11 protein-coding genes and 2 tRNA genes are annotated in these 15,058 nt (G+C 55.4%); 8 read left to right on the top strand and 5 right to left on the bottom strand.

What is annotated here, in order from left to right:
- The first annotated feature begins 11 nt into the window (after positions 1–11).
- A complete protein-coding gene (gene pyrF, locus ACAM29_RS09090) occupies positions 12–725 on the top strand; it encodes an orotidine-5'-phosphate decarboxylase (protein WP_369623929.1) in 714 nt (237 codons plus the stop codon).
- Positions 726–846: 121 nt separating this feature from the next.
- Complete coding sequence (locus ACAM29_RS09085) at positions 847–1,122, top strand: helix-hairpin-helix domain-containing protein (protein WP_091825622.1); 276 nt, start codon at positions 847–849, stop codon at positions 1,120–1,122.
- Between the two features lie 63 nt (positions 1,123–1,185).
- On the opposite strand, the gene ACAM29_RS09080 is transcribed toward ACAM29_RS09085, so the two are convergent.
- Entirely contained in the window at positions 1,186–2,079 is an 894-nt protein-coding gene (locus ACAM29_RS09080) for an AEC family transporter (protein ID WP_206840483.1), read from the bottom strand.
- 98 nt (positions 2,080–2,177) lie between these two features.
- A complete protein-coding gene (locus tag ACAM29_RS09075) occupies positions 2,178–5,006 on the bottom strand; it encodes an FAD-binding and (Fe-S)-binding domain-containing protein (RefSeq protein WP_369623928.1) in 2,829 nt (942 codons plus the stop codon).
- Between the two features lie 180 nt (positions 5,007–5,186).
- Here ACAM29_RS09075 and pdhR point away from each other — a divergent pair, with 180 nt between their 5' ends.
- The 3 genes from pdhR (at position 5,187) to aceF (ending at position 10,887) form a co-directional block, all read left to right on the top strand.
- Positions 5,187–5,960 carry a pyruvate dehydrogenase complex transcriptional repressor PdhR gene (pdhR, locus tag ACAM29_RS09070; protein WP_091825631.1) on the top strand — a complete coding sequence of 258 codons (774 nt, stop codon included), beginning with the start codon at positions 5,187–5,189 and terminating at the stop codon, positions 5,958–5,960.
- Between the two features lie 219 nt (positions 5,961–6,179).
- The gene (aceE, locus tag ACAM29_RS09065; protein ID WP_206840487.1) at positions 6,180–8,828 is read left to right on the top strand and encodes a pyruvate dehydrogenase (acetyl-transferring), homodimeric type; all 2,649 of its coding nucleotides are present in this window, start codon (positions 6,180–6,182) and stop codon (positions 8,826–8,828) included.
- A gap of 46 nt (positions 8,829–8,874) precedes the next feature.
- On the top strand, positions 8,875–10,887 hold the full coding sequence (gene aceF / locus ACAM29_RS09060) for a dihydrolipoyllysine-residue acetyltransferase (RefSeq protein WP_369623927.1): 2,013 nt from the start codon (positions 8,875–8,877) through the stop codon (positions 10,885–10,887).
- 122 nt (positions 10,888–11,009) lie between these two features.
- Here aceF and ACAM29_RS09055 read toward each other — a convergent pair whose 3' ends face one another.
- The 3 genes from ACAM29_RS09055 to ACAM29_RS09045 form a co-directional block, all read right to left on the bottom strand.
- The gene (locus ACAM29_RS09055; RefSeq protein WP_091825639.1) at positions 11,010–12,302 is read right to left on the bottom strand and encodes an NCS2 family permease; all 1,293 of its coding nucleotides are present in this window, start codon (positions 12,300–12,302) and stop codon (positions 11,010–11,012) included.
- A gap of 95 nt (positions 12,303–12,397) precedes the next feature.
- Positions 12,398–12,474: transfer RNA gene (locus ACAM29_RS09050), tRNA-Pro, on the bottom strand.
- A 23-nt stretch (positions 12,475–12,497) separates the two neighbouring features.
- A tRNA-Pro gene (locus tag ACAM29_RS09045) sits at positions 12,498–12,574 on the bottom strand.
- A gap of 171 nt (positions 12,575–12,745) precedes the next feature.
- Between ACAM29_RS09045 and ACAM29_RS09040 the strand changes: the two genes are divergently transcribed.
- The 3 genes from ACAM29_RS09040 (at position 12,746) to zapE (ending at position 15,045) form a co-directional block, all read left to right on the top strand.
- The gene (locus tag ACAM29_RS09040; protein ID WP_091825642.1) at positions 12,746–13,111 is read left to right on the top strand and encodes a CidA/LrgA family protein; all 366 of its coding nucleotides are present in this window, start codon (positions 12,746–12,748) and stop codon (positions 13,109–13,111) included.
- Positions 13,108–13,821, top strand: coding sequence for an LrgB family protein (locus ACAM29_RS09035; protein WP_369623926.1), 714 nt, complete (start codon positions 13,108–13,110; stop codon positions 13,819–13,821). Before ACAM29_RS09040 ends, ACAM29_RS09035 begins: the two co-directional genes overlap by 4 nt.
- 117 nt (positions 13,822–13,938) lie before the next feature.
- Positions 13,939–15,045: a cell division protein ZapE gene (zapE, locus tag ACAM29_RS09030; RefSeq protein ID WP_369623925.1), complete on the top strand. Its 1,107-nt coding sequence runs from the start codon at positions 13,939–13,941 to the stop codon at positions 15,043–15,045.
- The last annotated feature ends 13 nt before the right edge of the window (positions 15,046–15,058 follow it).

Raw genomic sequence — 15,058 nt, 5'->3', positions numbered from 1 at the left:
GAGAGAAGAGCATGACCCTCGATACCAACAGAATCATCGTGGCCCTTGATTATCCCGATCGGGTGGCTGCCCTGCAGATGGCGCAACAGCTTGATCCGGCACTATGCCGCGTCAAGGTAGGCAAGGAACTGTTCACGCGCGGTGGTCCATCCATCGTAGAGGCCCTGCAGAAGCTTGGCTTTGATGTGTTCCTGGATCTGAAGTTTCACGATATCCCCAATACAACGGCACGTGCCGTGCAGGCGGCAGCCGAACTGGGCGTGTGGATGGTCAATGTGCATGCTTCCGGTGGCCGGCGCATGATGGAGGCCTCGCGCGAGGCGCTGGAAAAGGTCAATGGTGCCAGTACCCTGCTGATCGCAGTGACCGTTCTGACCAGTATGGAGCGGGATGATCTGGCCGAGGTCGGTCTGGATATCGACCCGCTGGAACAGGTGGTGCGATTGGCCAGGCTTACGCACAGCAGTGGTTTGGACGGCGTTGTGTGCTCAGCACAGGAGGTTGCTGCAATTCGGGCGGCTGTCACAGGCGATTTTGCGCTGGTGACACCCGGAATACGTCCCGCTTCAGCCGAGCAGGGAGATCAGCGTCGGATCATGACCCCGGCACAGGCGATTATTGCTGGCAGTGATTACCTGGTGGTTGGTCGCCCGATCACCCAGGCGGAAGCACCCTTAACCGTTGCTGCCGAGATTCGTGAAGAGGTTTTGGCAGCGCTGGGCTGATATTTCAATCCTGATCCGGATCAATGGATGGTCTGTAAGGGTTGTAAATTACAGTGTGATGGCCTTAAAGTATTAGAGCCGGTCAGGGAGTGACTGGCTTCCATATGACAAGGAGAAAGTCATGATCAAACGCCTGCTGTCTGCCGCCGCTCTCGCCGGTGCGCTCCTGTTCTCACCCCTGTCCATGGCCGCTGAACCGATTGATATCAATACGGCTACAGCCGCTGAAATTGCAACTTCCCTTAATGGTGTTGGGCCTGCAAAGGCTGAAGCAATTGTTGCGTATCGTGAAGCCAATGGTCCTTTCGTCAGTGTCGATCAATTGACTGACGTAAAGGGCATCGGCGCTGCCACGATCGAGAAAAATCGCACTCAGATTATCATCGAACCCCGCTGACCCCTTGCCATCACTCCCTGATCCATACTCTGAGGCAGGCAAAACCGCCTGCCGCTGCCCGTTCTAAAGTACGAATGCGAGCACCACCGGAATGGTGACAAGGCTTCCGATATTGCCGATCAGTACAATCGATGCAACCAGATGTGGCTCCTGATTGTAGCGTTCTGCGATCATGTAATTCAGTACTGCCGGCGGCAAGGCGCCGAAGATCAGCAGATAGGCAAAATATTCGGCGGGCAGATTCAGTATCGGGTATAACATAAGCGCTACCGCGATGCCGCTCAGTGGAGCGAGTATGGCCCCCCACACCCCAACTCTCCAGTGGGTAAAGTCCACGCTGGTCATCCGTACGCCAAGTGCAAACAGCATCAGTGGGATCGCGATCTGACCCAGCATATCAATAGGGACCTGTGCGGTTGTGGGCAGCGTAACATTGAAGCTGCTGACCAGTAATCCGGCAATGGTGGCGATGATCATTGGCATGCGCAGCACGTTCAGAGGGTTGGTACGATGGTCCAGCATGTAGGTGCCCACCGTGAAGTGAAGCAGGTTTTCCACCAGAAAAAGTACAACAGCGGCTGGCAATGCTTGCTCGCCAAACGCGAGTACCAGCAGTGGTATGCCAAGGTTGCCGCTGTTGTTGAACATCATGGGGGGGAGAAACGTCTTGCCTTTGACGCCCATTAGGCGGCAAACAGGCAGCAGCAATAACCCCGATCCCAGTACAACCACAGCGGCCCCAATGGCCAGCATGGAGTAGGTTGGCAAATCGAAGGATTTTGCAGACATGACCGAAAAGATCAGTGCGGGGCAAAATACATCGATGTTGATTCGGTTGGCGATCGACATGTCAGTGTTGCGCCAGCGGGCATAGAAATAGCCCACGCTGACGATGGCAACCAGCGGGAATACGGTCTGAAAGATCCGTTCCAGCAGTGTGTAAACCGTGCTCTCCATATCCTTTCCTTAATCCTGCAGATACCAGCGACCGGTAGGGCGGTCCTATCGAACCGCACAGTGTACAGGATTTGCCATGATCGATGCAGAGGCGGTAATCAGGGTTGTCTTGGCCTTGAACACTGATCAATCAGGTACACCGGAGAACGGTATTCAATACCACTGTGGTGGCTGAGGCCAATCTCACAGGTGCGACTTGTGGAATAGCCTTCACTGCAGTGGGCGACCGAGTCTTTCAGTGTGCGCAGTGCCGAAGCATTCAATTCAGGTGTGGTAAAACCCTTGTCACCCGCAAAGCCACAACAGGTTATCTGCTCGGGAATCACCAGGTTGTGGCAACAGGCAGATAGAATGCGTTTAAGCGGCTCTGCCAGTCCCATCCTTGTGGTGCTGCAGGTGACATGCAGAGCAACGGGACCTTCTATCGGATCAATAATCAGCTGCGGCAGTACAAAACGGTCCAGGAACTCAATGCTGTCAAATAACTGCAGAGCTGGATCGAGTCCTTCCTGCAGTCGCAAAGAGCAGGGGCTAGTGTCTGAATACACTGGAATGGTGCCTTGGCGGGTCAAGTTCATCAAGACACGATTGAGCTCGTTGCGCTTTTGTTCAGCTGCCTCAAACATGCCCTTGGATTGAAAGGGCATGCCGCAGCAGAGCCCGTCAGCTTGAGTCGGCAGAATGACCTCAAAGCCGGCTTTTTCCAGCAGTGTGATTGTTTTGTCTGCCAGCGAGGATTTGTCTGCCGCCCCGCGCGTGGGCCCCATGGTACGGCTGGCGCAGCTGGGCAGGTAAACGACCTGCCCTGTGGCACCGGTGCTGTGGTTACCGCGGGTAGCGGAGAGAGCGGGAGCCGCGGTCGGCATGGCTGGGGTCCACTGCTGTACCCGGTTACCACTGATCTTGCGCAGACCACGCGTCAGGCCGCCCATGGCTGATGTGCCGATCAACCGGTGTGTAGTATCGGCGATGCGGAAAGCAGCCTTGCTAAGACGCATGGCGCCTCCATAGTGGCTGGCAATCCAGGCGGCAGTGTTTTCATGGGACTCATTGTGAAAGTAACGAATTTCACGGGTCAGGTCACCGGTATTGATACCGACAGGACAGCTGGTTGAACACAGACCACAGGCGGCACAGGTTGTATCGCCCTGATAGTCGTAGTCCTTTTTCAACTGACGCAGGCGCTCTGCATCATCGCCGCTGCGCTCAAGCCGCTGAATCTCGCGCCAGACTGCGATACGCTGGCGCGGTGTCAGAGTCAGGTCTCGCGAGGGGCAAACCGGCTCACAAAAACCGCACTCAATGCACTTGTCTACCAGCGGATTGGCGGCGGGCAGGGGTTTAAGGTTTTTCAGGTGTACCTGCTGATCGCGGTTGAGAATGACGCCGGGGTTGAGAATGCCGGTTGGATCAAGAAGTTGTTTGAGTTCCCACATCAGTTCATATGCGTCGGTGCCCCACTCCAGTTCGACATAGGGAGCCATGTTGCGCCCGGTGCCATGCTCTGCCTTGAGTGAACCACCATAAACTTCGACCACCAGCTTGGCGACATCGTCCATCAGCCCTTCATACCTTATCAGAGCCTCCTGAGTGTCAAACGATTGTGTGAACACAAAGTGAAGGTTGCCTTCCAATGCATGGCCAAAAATCAGGGCTTCGGGGTACTCCCAGCGCTGGAACAGCCGGTGCAGATCGGCAACGGCATCCGCGAGGCGCTCAACCGGGAAAGCGACATCCTCAATGATGACGGTAGTGCCGGTTTCACGCACGGCGCCAACGGCAGGGAAAAGGCCCTTGCGGATCGCCCAGTAACGCGCACATTCGTCCGGATTTGTGCTGAACTCAACTGGTCTCAGAGTTTCAAGATGGATCAGGCTGGCGCAGATAACATCAATTTGCTGCTGCAGTACTGCAGCGGTTTCTGCGCGGGTTTCAATCAGCAGTGCCGCGGCATCATCGGGCAGTTCGCGCATGAAGTCCGGCATGCCGGGCTTGTTTTCGACCGAGCGCAGGCCGGCGCGATCCATCAGCTCGACGGCGGCGACCGGTGTTGCCTTGAGCAGTGCGACAGCCTCGCATGTGGTGCGTACATCATTGAAAAACACCAGGGCGGAGGCCTTGCAGGGATGTTCGGGTACGGTTTTGTAGGTGATCTCGGAAATGAAGCCCAGCGTCCCCTCGGATCCAATCATCAAGTGCTGAAGAATATCGATCGGGTCACCAAAGTCGATCAGTGCGTTGAGCGAATAGCCGGTAGTGTTCTTGAGCCGATATTTGTGTTCGATTTTCTGGCGCAAGGATGTATTTGAGCGAGTCAGCTCTGCCAGTGATCCAAGCGCGTTGAGCATGCAGCGGTGCTGTTGCCGGAACTGCTCGACAGACTCCGGGTTACCAGTGTCAAGAACGCTGCCATCGGACAGAATCATACGCATGCTGGCGAGCGTGCGATAACTGTTCTGCGCCGTACCACAACACATGCCGCTGGCATTGTTGGCGGCAATGCCGCCAATTTTGGCGGCGTTGATGGAGGCGGGGTCTGGTCCGATCTTGCGCTGAAAAGGTGCCAGATAACGGTTGGCATGGGCACCAATGACACCGGGTTGCAGGCGTATTTCACTGGCATCGGCGTTGATTTTGTGGCCATTCCACCCATCCCCCAGCTGGACCAGTATGGAATCGGTTACGGCCTGGCCTGACAGACTTGTACCGGCTGCCCTGAAAGTGAGAGGCAAGGCGTGCGCGTTGGCCAGGCTGATTAGCTTGATGACCTCCTGCTCATTTTCTACACGCACAACCAGCTGTGGAATCAGGCGATAGAAACTGGCATCCGTACCATAAGCCAGGGTTCGCAGTGGATCGCTGATCAGCCGCTGCTTCGGAATAAAGGTTTTGAGCTGGTCGAGAATAGCCTGATAGCGAGCCTGCATGTTTAAGCGCCTCAAATTGGTAAGACCAATTATCCATATTTATTTTTCAGACTTTATTGTGATCCTGTTTGGCTGTCAATTGCTCATTAAACAGGCAATAGGAAAAAACAGATGCTTGAATAATTGGTCAAGCCAATTTATGTTGAGGCTTAAACTTATCCACTGGGTCAACCACGCGTCATGTCGTATCAGCGAGTCAAACAGCCAAAAATTTCAGATGTCATCATGCAGCAGCTTGAAACGATGATTCTGGAGGGTACGCTCAAGCCGGGGCAGCGCCTGCCACCGGAACGAGAGCTGGCCAAACAGTTTGATGTCTCTCGTCCTTCGTTGCGCGAGGCGATGCAGAAACTGGCTGCGCGTGGGCTACTGAACAGTCGTCAGGGTGGTGGCACTTTTGTGTCGGAAGAGATTGGCGGCAGTTTGTCGGATCCTTTGCTGGAGCTGTTTCGAACCCATCCCGAGTCACAGTATGATCTGCTGGAGTTCCGCCATGCACTTGAAGGCGTCAGTGCCTACTATGCGGCGCTTCGTTCCACGGCTGCAGACAAACTGGAAATTCAGGCTCGTTTTGATGAGTTGCAACAATTCCATGAGCAGAAATCTTTCGACCGAGAAGTGGCCGCTGATGTCGAGTTTCATCTGGCGATTGCCGCCGCGACCCATAACGTGGTGCTGCTGCATATGATGCGTGCCCTGTTTACCCTGCTGCGTCAGCACATTTGGGACAACCTTGAGCAGATTTATCCCAAACATGATATGCGCGGACGAATCCATGATCAGCACTATCTTCTGCTGCAGGCGATTTTGGCGGGTGATCCTGAAACGGCACGTCAGGCTGCCCATGACCATCTTGCATATGTCGAAGAGGTGTTGCTTGAGCGGGGCAGAGAACAGACTCGACTGGAAAGAGCGCTCAGACGCGCTAACCTGAGTCATGAGGATGCAACTTGACATTGTCAAAATACTACATCAAGCCCGCTCTAAATACGGGTTAATGCCTAGGAAAATGCGCTATCTGGACAGTGCTTGGGAGTAATTGTAGTATTACTACACACAAAATCATAACAACCGGGACGGCCCGGGGTGCTCCGGCGTGTAATCCATGCCAGTATCAGGCCAGTCTTGGCACATCCACGCTTACAAGTGATCGGAGAAGGCAAAGTGCGAGACATGATTGAAGATATCGATCCAATCGAAACCCAGGAATGGATGGATGCTCTCGAATCCGTCGCCAAAAACGACGGTGACGAACGTGCGCGTTACCTCATGCGCGAACTCGGTTCCAGGGCTGCAGCGCTCGGTGTGCAGGATGCCACCACGCTTAACACCCCATACGTAAACACCATCTCACCTCGCGATGAAGTGCGCATGCCGGGTGATCTGTTCATGGAACGACGCATTCGTTCCTTCATTCGCTGGAACGCAATGGCAATGGTCATGCGTGCCAATGACAATGAAGACGCACTCGGCGGTCATATCTCCAGCTTCTCCTCCTCTGCAACACTCTACGATATCGGTTTTAACTACTTTTTTCATGGCCCTGAAGGCGATCGCGAATCCGACATGGTGTTCTTCCAGGGACACATCTCACCGGGTATTTATGCGCGTGCTTACCTTGAAGGTCGTCTGACAGAAGAGCAGCTGGACAACTTCCGCCGTGAAGTGGATGGCAATGGTCTGTCCTCCTATCCGCACCCCTGGTTGATGCCGAACTTCTGGCAGTTCCCGACCGTTTCCATGGGTCTCGGCCCGATTCAGGCGATCTACCAGGCGCACGTGATGCGTTACCTGTCTGCGCGGGATCTGGTCAAGCGCGGTAACCGCAAGGTGTGGGCATTCCTGGGTGATGGTGAGTGTGATGAGCCGGAAACACTGGGGGCCATTTCACTGGCAGGGCGCGAGCAGCTGGAAAACCTGGTATTCGTGATCAACTGCAACCTGCAGCGTCTGGACGGCCCGGTACGCGGCAACGGCAAGATCGTGCAGGAGCTTGAAGGCGTATTCAAGGGCGCAGGCTGGAACGTGATCAAGGTCCTGTGGGGTCGTCACTGGGATCCGCTGTTTGAACGCGACACCACTGGTCTGCTGACCAAACGCATGAATGAAGTCTGCGACGGTGAGCTGCAGAACTACAAGGCCAACGGCGGTGCCTACACTCGCGAGCATTTCTTCGGCAAATACCCGGAGCTGCTTGAGCTGGTGAAGGACATGTCCGATGACGAGATCATGAAGCTGAACCGTGGTGGCCACGACCCCTACAAGGTGTACGCAGCCTACCATGAGGCGATGAACAACAAGGGCCAGCCTACCGTTATTCTGGCTCAGACCGTCAAGGGTTACGGCACAGGCCAGTCCGGCCAGGCCAAGAATGATACCCACTCACTGAAGAAGGTGGCACTGGACGATCTCAAGGCGTTCCGTGATAACTTCAACATTCCGCTGTCTGATGATCAGCTGAAGGAAGTGCCGTATTACCGTCCGTCGCCGGACTCGCCTGAAATGAAGTACATGCTGGAGCGCCGCAAGCAGCTTGGCGGTTTCTATCCGGCACGTCGTACCGAGTTTGAACAGCTGGAAATTCCCGGGCTTGATGCCTTTTCCGGGCAGCTTAAATCCAGCGGAGAGCGAACCCTTTCGACTCAGATGGCGCTGAACCGTGTACTCAGCACCCTGGTCAAGGACAAGAGCATGGGGCAGCGTGTGGTTCCGATTGTACCGGACGAAGCGCGCACCTTCGGTATGGAAGGCATGTTCCGTCAGTTGGGCATATACTCTTCTGAAGGTCAGCGTTACGTTCCGCACGACTCCGACCAGATCATGTACTACAAGGAGTCCAAGAGCGGCCAGATCCTGCAGGAAGGGATTAACGAGGCAGGCGCCATGTCGGCCTGGATTGCGGCGGCCACCTCATATGCCAACAACAACTGCACCATGGTGCCGTTCTACATTTTCTACTCCATGTTCGGCTTCCAGCGCATTATGGACCTGGCCTGGGCAGCAGGTGACTCTCAGGCGCGTGGCTTCCTGATCGGTGCCACATCCGGGCGTACAACCCTGAACGGCGAAGGTCTTCAGCACCAGGATGGTCATAGCCATCTAATGGCGCAAATGATCCCGAACTGTGTCTCCTACGACCCGACCTATGGCTACGAGATGGCCGTGATCGTGCAGGATGGCCTGCGTCGCATGTATCAGGAACAGGAAAACCGGTTCTACTACATCACCACGCTGAACGAGAACTACCAGCATCCGGAAATGCCGCAGGGTGCCGAAGAAGGCATCATCAAGGGCATGTACCTGCTGGAAGAGGGCAAGGATTCCGATCTCAAGGTGCAGCTGATGGGCTGTGGTTCGATTCTGCGCGAAGTGCGCGAGGCGGCAAACATTCTGCGCGACGAGTTCGGTGTTGAGGCGGATGTATGGAGTACGACCTCCATCAATGAGCTGCGCCGCGATGCGCAGGCAGTCAGTCGCTGGAATCTTCTGCACCCTGAAGAGGATGTGCGCAAGTCCTATGTGGAAGAGTGTCTGGAAGGGCGTGAAGGCCCGGTGATTGCATCCACCGACTACATTCGCCTGTACGCGGACCAGTTGCGTGAGTACATCCCGCGCCGCTACAAGGTGCTGGGTACTGACGGCTTTGGTCGCTCGGATACCCGTGGCAAGCTGCGTGAATTCTTTGAAGTTAACCGCTACTACGTCACGGTTGCAGCCCTGAAAGCACTGCAGGAAGAGGGCAAACTGGAGGCTTCGGTTGTCGCCAAGGCCATTCAGAAGTTCAACATCAACCCGGAAAAGCCGGCGCCCTGGACACTGTAAGTGGCAGGCGAGTGAACATCTGACTGGTTAAGCGAGAGGAATTATTGTGACTACCACTACCATTAAAGTGCCTGATATCGGCGGTAGCGAAAACGTCGACATCATCGAAGTATGTGTCAAAGAGGGCGACACCATCGCCGAGGGTGATTCTCTGATCGTGCTGGAGACTGATAAGGCCTCCATGGAAGTCCCCTCCACCCACGCGGGTGTGGTGAAGAAAATTGTTGTTTCAGAAGGCAGCACCTGTAACGAGGGTGACGTGATTCTGGAGCTGGAAACGGACGCGGAGGGCGGCTCTGAGCCAGCGGCGTCTGGTGAGTCTGCAGCGACGAAGGCGGAAGAGTCGGCGCCGGTATCTGAGCCCGAAGCGACCAAACAGGCGGCGCCCACGTCTGATTCCGGCAGCCGCATTGAGCAGGTGCTGGTACCGGATCTCTCCGGCGCATCTGATGTGGATGTGATCGAAGTGCTGGTCAAGGCCGGCGATGAAATCGCTGAAGGCGATAGTCTGATTACTCTGGAAACCGATAAGGCTTCAATGGAAGTGCCAGCCCCGATGGGTGGTAAGGTTGTTTCCATGAAGATTAAGGAAGGCGATCAGGTTAATGAAGGCGACCTGCTGCTCGAGCTTGAAGTCAGTGGCGGCGCGTCCGGATCTGGCCAAAGTGACACTCCGGCTGCTGATGCATCGGTGACACCGTCTAATTCTGAGTCTGCAGCTGAATCTGCGCCTGCAGCTGCATCCGGTGGTGTGGAACAAGTGACCGTTCCGGACCTGTCCGGTGCCAGCGATGTAGACGTGATCGAAGTGCTGGTCAAAGCCGGTGACGAGATCGCGGAAGGTGACAGCCTGATCACACTTGAAACCGACAAGGCTTCTATGGAAGTGCCGGCTCCGAAAGGTGGCAGGGTCAAGTCTGTCAGTATCAGTGAGGGCGATAAGGTCAATGAAGGTGATGTGATCATTGAGCTGGAAGTGGCGGGTGCTCCTGCCGCAGCCCCCAAGGCTGACACTTCCAAGGCTGACACTTCCAAGGCTGCATCAGCGCCCGCTGCCAAGTCTGCATCGGCTGCTGCACCTGCCAAGTCGGCTGCTCCGGCAGCGGATAAGAATGTGGATCTTGGAGCGCTTGAGCAGAAGAACCGCAAGGTACATGCTGGCCCGGCCGTGCGTGCACTGGCACGTGAGTTTGGCGTCGAGCTGGCCAATGTCTCCGGTACGGGCCGTAAGGGTCGTATCCTGAAGGAAGATGTTCAAGCCTATGTGAAGTCTGCGTTGAAGCAGCTGAGCGAAAAAGGTCCGGCTGCCGTGACCGGCGGCAGTGGTATTCCGGCCATTCCGGCGGTGGACTTCAGCAAGTTCGGTGAAACCGAGATGGTTAAACTGAGCAAGGTGGACAAGATCACCCGTGACAACATGTCGCGCTGCTGGCTGAATATTCCGCACGTGACTCAGTTTGATGATGCTGATATCACTGAGCTTGAAGCTTTCCGCAAAGAGATGAAGGACGCGGCTGCGAAGGAAGGCGTCAAGCTGACCCCGCTGCCGTTCATGATCAAAGCCTGCGCCATTGCGCTCAAGCGTCACCAGAAATTCAATGCATCGCTGCATCATGATGGCGAGCACATTGTATACAAGAAGTACGTCAACATCGGTATCGCGGTGGATACACCGAACGGTCTGATGGTGCCGGTGATCAAGGATGCAGATCAGAAGAGCGTCTACGATCTGGCACGCGAAGCGACCGAGCTGGCCGGCAAGGCCAAGGATCGCAAGCTGAAGCCGAACGAAATGCAGGGCGCCTGCTTCACCATCTCCAGCCTCGGCGGTATCGGCGGCAATGGCTTTACGCCGATCGTCAATGCGCCGGAGGTGGCGATCCTCGGTATCTCCAAGGCGGATATCAAGCCGCGCTGGAATGGCAAGGAGTTCGAGCCGCGCCTGATGCTGCCACTGTGCCTGTCCTACGATCACCGTGCCATCAACGGTGGTGATGCCGGTCGTTTCCTGACCGACCTGAACGGGCTGCTGAGCGATATCCGTCGTCTGGTTCTCTGACCTGCTGTAATCGGCAAGGCTTGGAAATACGGCAATAAAAAAGGGGTGAAGATCCAGTGATCTTCACCCCTTTTTTCGTTGTGCCATAGCGCGGTGCATGACCGGGATAAACTCGCGTGCCTCTAGCCGTAAAACGCCATTTTAACGATGAACAGGGCGGACAGTATCCAAAGCGCTGGATTAAGCTGATCAAAGCGCCCACTCAGTGCTTTGATCGCGGTGTATGAGATCAGACCAAAGGCGATACCGGTAGTGATGGAAAATGTCAGCGGCATGCTGACGGCGGCGATGACAACGGGCGCGGCTTCGGTGATGTCATCCCAGTTTATCTGGATCAGGCTGTGAGTCATCAGCACGGCAACGAACAGAAGGGCAGGGGCAGTGGCATAGGCCGGAATGGTGCCTGCTAACGGTGACATGAACAGGCAAGCCAGAAACAGGATGCCCACAACGACAGCCGTGAGGCCGGTGCGCCCGCCGGCAGCGATGCCTGCGCCGGATTCGACATAGCTGGTGGTCGTTGAGGTGCCCATGACCGAACCAGCCATGGTAGCGGTGGAGTCTGCCATCAGGGCGCGGCCCAGGCGTGGCAGTTTGCCATCGGGCGTCAGCAGCTTGCCTTTCTGAGCTACCGCGATGAGTGTGCCCGAGGTGTCAAACAGGTCCACAAACAGGAATGAGAAGATAACACTGACCAGGCCAATGCTGAGAGCGCCGGCTATGTCCAGTTGGCCAAGGGTGGGGGCGAGGGACGGTGGGGCGGAAAATACGCCGTTGAACTCTGTCTGGCCTGCTATCAGGCTGACCAGAGTGATGGCGAGAATGCCGATCATGACAGACCCGGTAACCTGGCGGTAATACAGAGCAGCAATCAGAACAAAACCGATGCAGGCCATGATCGCACCCCATTGTCCCATGTCTCCGATAGTGACCAGAGTGGCGGGGTTGTCCACCACAATGCCTGCGTTCTTGAGGCCGATAAAACCCAGAAACAGACCGATGCCTGCGCCAATGCCTGCTTTCAGTGCCAGTGGGATGCTATTGATGATCCACTCGCGAATGCGGAAAACTGACAGCAGGAAAAAGCAGACGCCGGAAATGAATACGGCACCCAGTGCGGTTTCCCAGCTGTAGCCCATCTGTCCGACAACGGTAAAGCTGAAAAAGGCATTCAGGCCCATGCCGGGTGCAAGCGCGATTGGGTAGTTGGCCCAAAATCCCATCACAAAACAACCGATGGCCGCTGCAAGGCAGGTGGCGACAAACACGGCGCCTGCATCCATTCCGGTACTGGCCAGCATCGAGGGGTTCACAAAAATGATGTAGGCCATTGTCAGAAAGGTGGTGATTCCGGCAATGACTTCAGTCTTGATGGAGGTGTTATGCTCTTTGAGCTTAAATATCCTGTCCAGCATGAGTGAGATATCCACAGATTACGGGAAAGGCGAAATTCTACCTGAGTCTCACGCAGTGATCAGTATTGAATATGATGAAAGGCGGGAAAGAAGATTGGTCGGGGTGACAGGATTTGAACCTACGACCCCTGCCTCCCGAAGACAGTGCTCTACCAGGCTGAGCTACACCCCGACGCAATACCTAGATTCAGCAAGTGGTCGGGGTGACAGGATTTGAACCTACGACCCCTGCCTCCCGAAGACAGTGCTCTACCAGGCTGAGCTACACCCCGACAAAGCTGAAGCTAAGTAATTGTTCTGATTGGAGGATGGCGTGGGAACGCCTCAATCAGGAACGGGGCGCATTATAGAGAGCCGGTGCCTGATTGCCAATAGGCGAGAGGTATTTTGTTAAGAAAATAAGTACACTCCTCAACGCTGATAACAGTGAAAAAGGGGGGGATATGCTGATTGGGTTGATGGTGCTGCTGATTTGTCAGCTGCTGGGTGAGTGGGTGGTGTTGGCGTTGGAGCTTCCGGTACCCGGGCCGGTAATGGGCATGGTACTGCTGCTGGTAGGGCTGGTGATCAAGCGACAAGTGCCGGACCTGATCCGGCAGCCATCCGAAGGTTTGCTGCGCCATCTGACGTTACTGTTTGTTCCGGCTGGTGTTGGCTTAATGGTGCATGCCGAGCTGATTGCGGCTGAGTGGCTGATTATTATGGTAGCGCTGGTAGTCAGTACAGTCGTCACGGTACTGGTGACGGCGCTGGTACTGAAACGATTGACTCGTAAGCTGGATATGGCCGCATTGGAGGAACGGCGATGAGTAGCTTTTGGGTCTATTTTGCCGCCAAGCCCCTGTTCTGGATTATTGTCACCATTGCCACTTTTCTGTTCAGTAGTTGGCTTAATCGGAGGGTGGGAGGCACGCCTCTGCTACACCCCGTGCTGGTAGCACTGTCGCTGATCATTGTTTTTCTCCAGCTGACCGGAACGGACTATGACACCTATTTTAGTGGTGCCCAGTTCATTCATTTTTTGCTGGGGCCAGCAACAGTCGCCCTCGCAGTACCGCTGTATGACCATTTTGAACGGGTCAAGAAAATGTTGGTGCCGTTACTGGTTGCGTGTTTGTGCGGCGCGGTAACCGCCAGTGCATCGGCCATCCTTGTGGCCTGGGCATTGGGCGCATCCGAAGGGATGCTTTTGTCATTGGCACCCAAATCCGTGACTTCACCGATCGCCATCGGGATTGCCGAGAAAATTGGTGGCTATCCTTCGTTGGCAGCGGGTCTGGTACTGATTACCGGCGCCATCGGATGCATTGTTGCGCCCCCGATTTTTCGGTTGCTCAAAATCGAGGATGATGCCGTGAAGGGGTTTACCCTGGGGGTTTCAGCTCATGGTTTTGGTACGGCGTATGCTTTTGAGTTCAGTACGCTGGCCGGTGCTTTTTCCGGGCTTGCGATGGGGATGACCGGGTTGCTGACCGCTTTTCTGGTGCCGGTGTTGGTACGAATATTCGGGCTGGGGTGACCTTGAATACGGCGGCTTGCGTAACAGCCGTGTTGCGGATTTGCGAAAACCGGTCTGCAGCAGTAAAGTTCGCCCCCGTTGTGGCGTTCATAAACTGACCAGAGGTGCAGACTGAAGATGACCCCGCTTGAACGATACCGTAAAGACCTGGAGCGTGAAGACTTCTCCTATGATTCGACTCAGGAGATGGCGGTCGGCCATCTGCAGCGCCTGTACGATGAGCTGGTAGCGGCTGAACGGGCGCCAAAGCCCGGTCTGATGCAGCGTTTAGGCGGAAGGATCAAGCGTACGCCACAGGAGCCGGTCAAGGGGTTGTATTTCTGGGGTGGTGTCGGACGGGGCAAAACCTATTTGATGGATACCTTCTATGACAGTCTGCCGTTTGAGCGCAAGATGCGGACCCACTTTCACCGCTTCATGCAGAGGGTGCACCATGAGCTCAAAGCGCTGGATGGAACCAAGAACCCGCTGACTGAAATTGGTCGCAAGTATGCGCAGGAGGCGCGCATCATCTGCTTTGATGAGTTTTTCGTGTCCGATATTACCGATGCGATGATTCTGGGTGGATTGATGCAGGAGCTGTTCAACAATGGAGTGTCGCTGGTGGCGACGTCCAATATCGTTCCTGACGGGCTCTACAAGGACGGTCTGCAGCGTCAGCGTTTTCTGCCGGCCATTGATATGCTCAAGCGTTTCACCGAAGTGGTCAATGTGGACGGGGGAGTCGACTATCGTCTGCGCGCGCTGGAGCAGGCCGAACTCTACCATTGGCCGCTGGATGCAGCTGCAGACGAGAGCCTGAGTCGCAGTTTTGAAAGCCTCGCGCCCGACCTGGAGGAGGAGCAGTATGGTGCCCAGATAGAGATCAATGGTCGCAAACTGCAGGCGCGGCGTCTGTGTGAGGATGTAGCCTGGTTTGATTTCAATGCACTGTGCGAAGGTGCGCGCTCTCAGAACGATTACATTGAGCTTGGCAAAATCTATCATGCTGTGCTGCTCAGTAATGTTCCCCAGTTGGGGCGCAAGAATGATGACGCTGCTCGCCGATTCATCAACCTGGTCGATGAGTTCTATGACTCAGGCGTCAAGCTGATCATCTCCGCAGAAGTACCGATTCATGAAATCTATACTGAAGGTCGGCTTTCATTCGAGATTGAGCGTACCCAGAGTCGTCTGCTTGAGATGCAGTCGCATGAGTATCTGGCGCGCGAACATCGGGCCTGAAAGCACTTTTCAA

Origin of the sequence: Marinobacterium sp. BA1 (genome assembly GCF_041155135.1) — a bacterium.
Lineage (GTDB): Bacteria > Pseudomonadota > Gammaproteobacteria > Pseudomonadales > Balneatricaceae > Marinobacterium > Marinobacterium iners.
Note: the sequence above shows the minus strand (reverse complement) of the source record. Positions and strands in the feature narration are given on the sequence as shown.

Excerpts from the sequence above, each read along its gene's own strand:
- pyrF (WP_369623929.1), top strand. The coding sequence starts at position 12 with ATGACCCTCGATACCAACAGAATCATCGTGGCCCTTGATTATCCCGAT.
- aceE (WP_206840487.1), top strand. The coding sequence starts at position 6,180 with ATGATTGAAGATATCGATCCAATCGAAACCCAGGAATGGATGGATGCT.
- ACAM29_RS09040 (WP_091825642.1), top strand. The coding sequence starts at position 12,746 with ATGCTGATTGGGTTGATGGTGCTGCTGATTTGTCAGCTGCTGGGTGAG.
- ACAM29_RS09055 (WP_091825639.1), bottom strand. The coding sequence starts at position 12,302 with ATGCTGGACAGGATATTTAAGCTCAAAGAGCATAACACCTCCATCAAG.
- ACAM29_RS09075 (WP_369623928.1), bottom strand. The coding sequence starts at position 5,006 with ATGCAGGCTCGCTATCAGGCTATTCTCGACCAGCTCAAAACCTTTATT.
- pdhR (WP_091825631.1), top strand. The coding sequence starts at position 5,187 with ATGTCGTATCAGCGAGTCAAACAGCCAAAAATTTCAGATGTCATCATG.
- ACAM29_RS09035 (WP_369623926.1), top strand. The coding sequence starts at position 13,108 with ATGAGTAGCTTTTGGGTCTATTTTGCCGCCAAGCCCCTGTTCTGGATT.
- zapE (WP_369623925.1), top strand. The coding sequence starts at position 13,939 with ATGACCCCGCTTGAACGATACCGTAAAGACCTGGAGCGTGAAGACTTC.
- ACAM29_RS09085 (WP_091825622.1), top strand. The coding sequence starts at position 847 with ATGATCAAACGCCTGCTGTCTGCCGCCGCTCTCGCCGGTGCGCTCCTG.
- ACAM29_RS09080 (WP_206840483.1), bottom strand. The coding sequence starts at position 2,079 with ATGGAGAGCACGGTTTACACACTGCTGGAACGGATCTTTCAGACCGTA.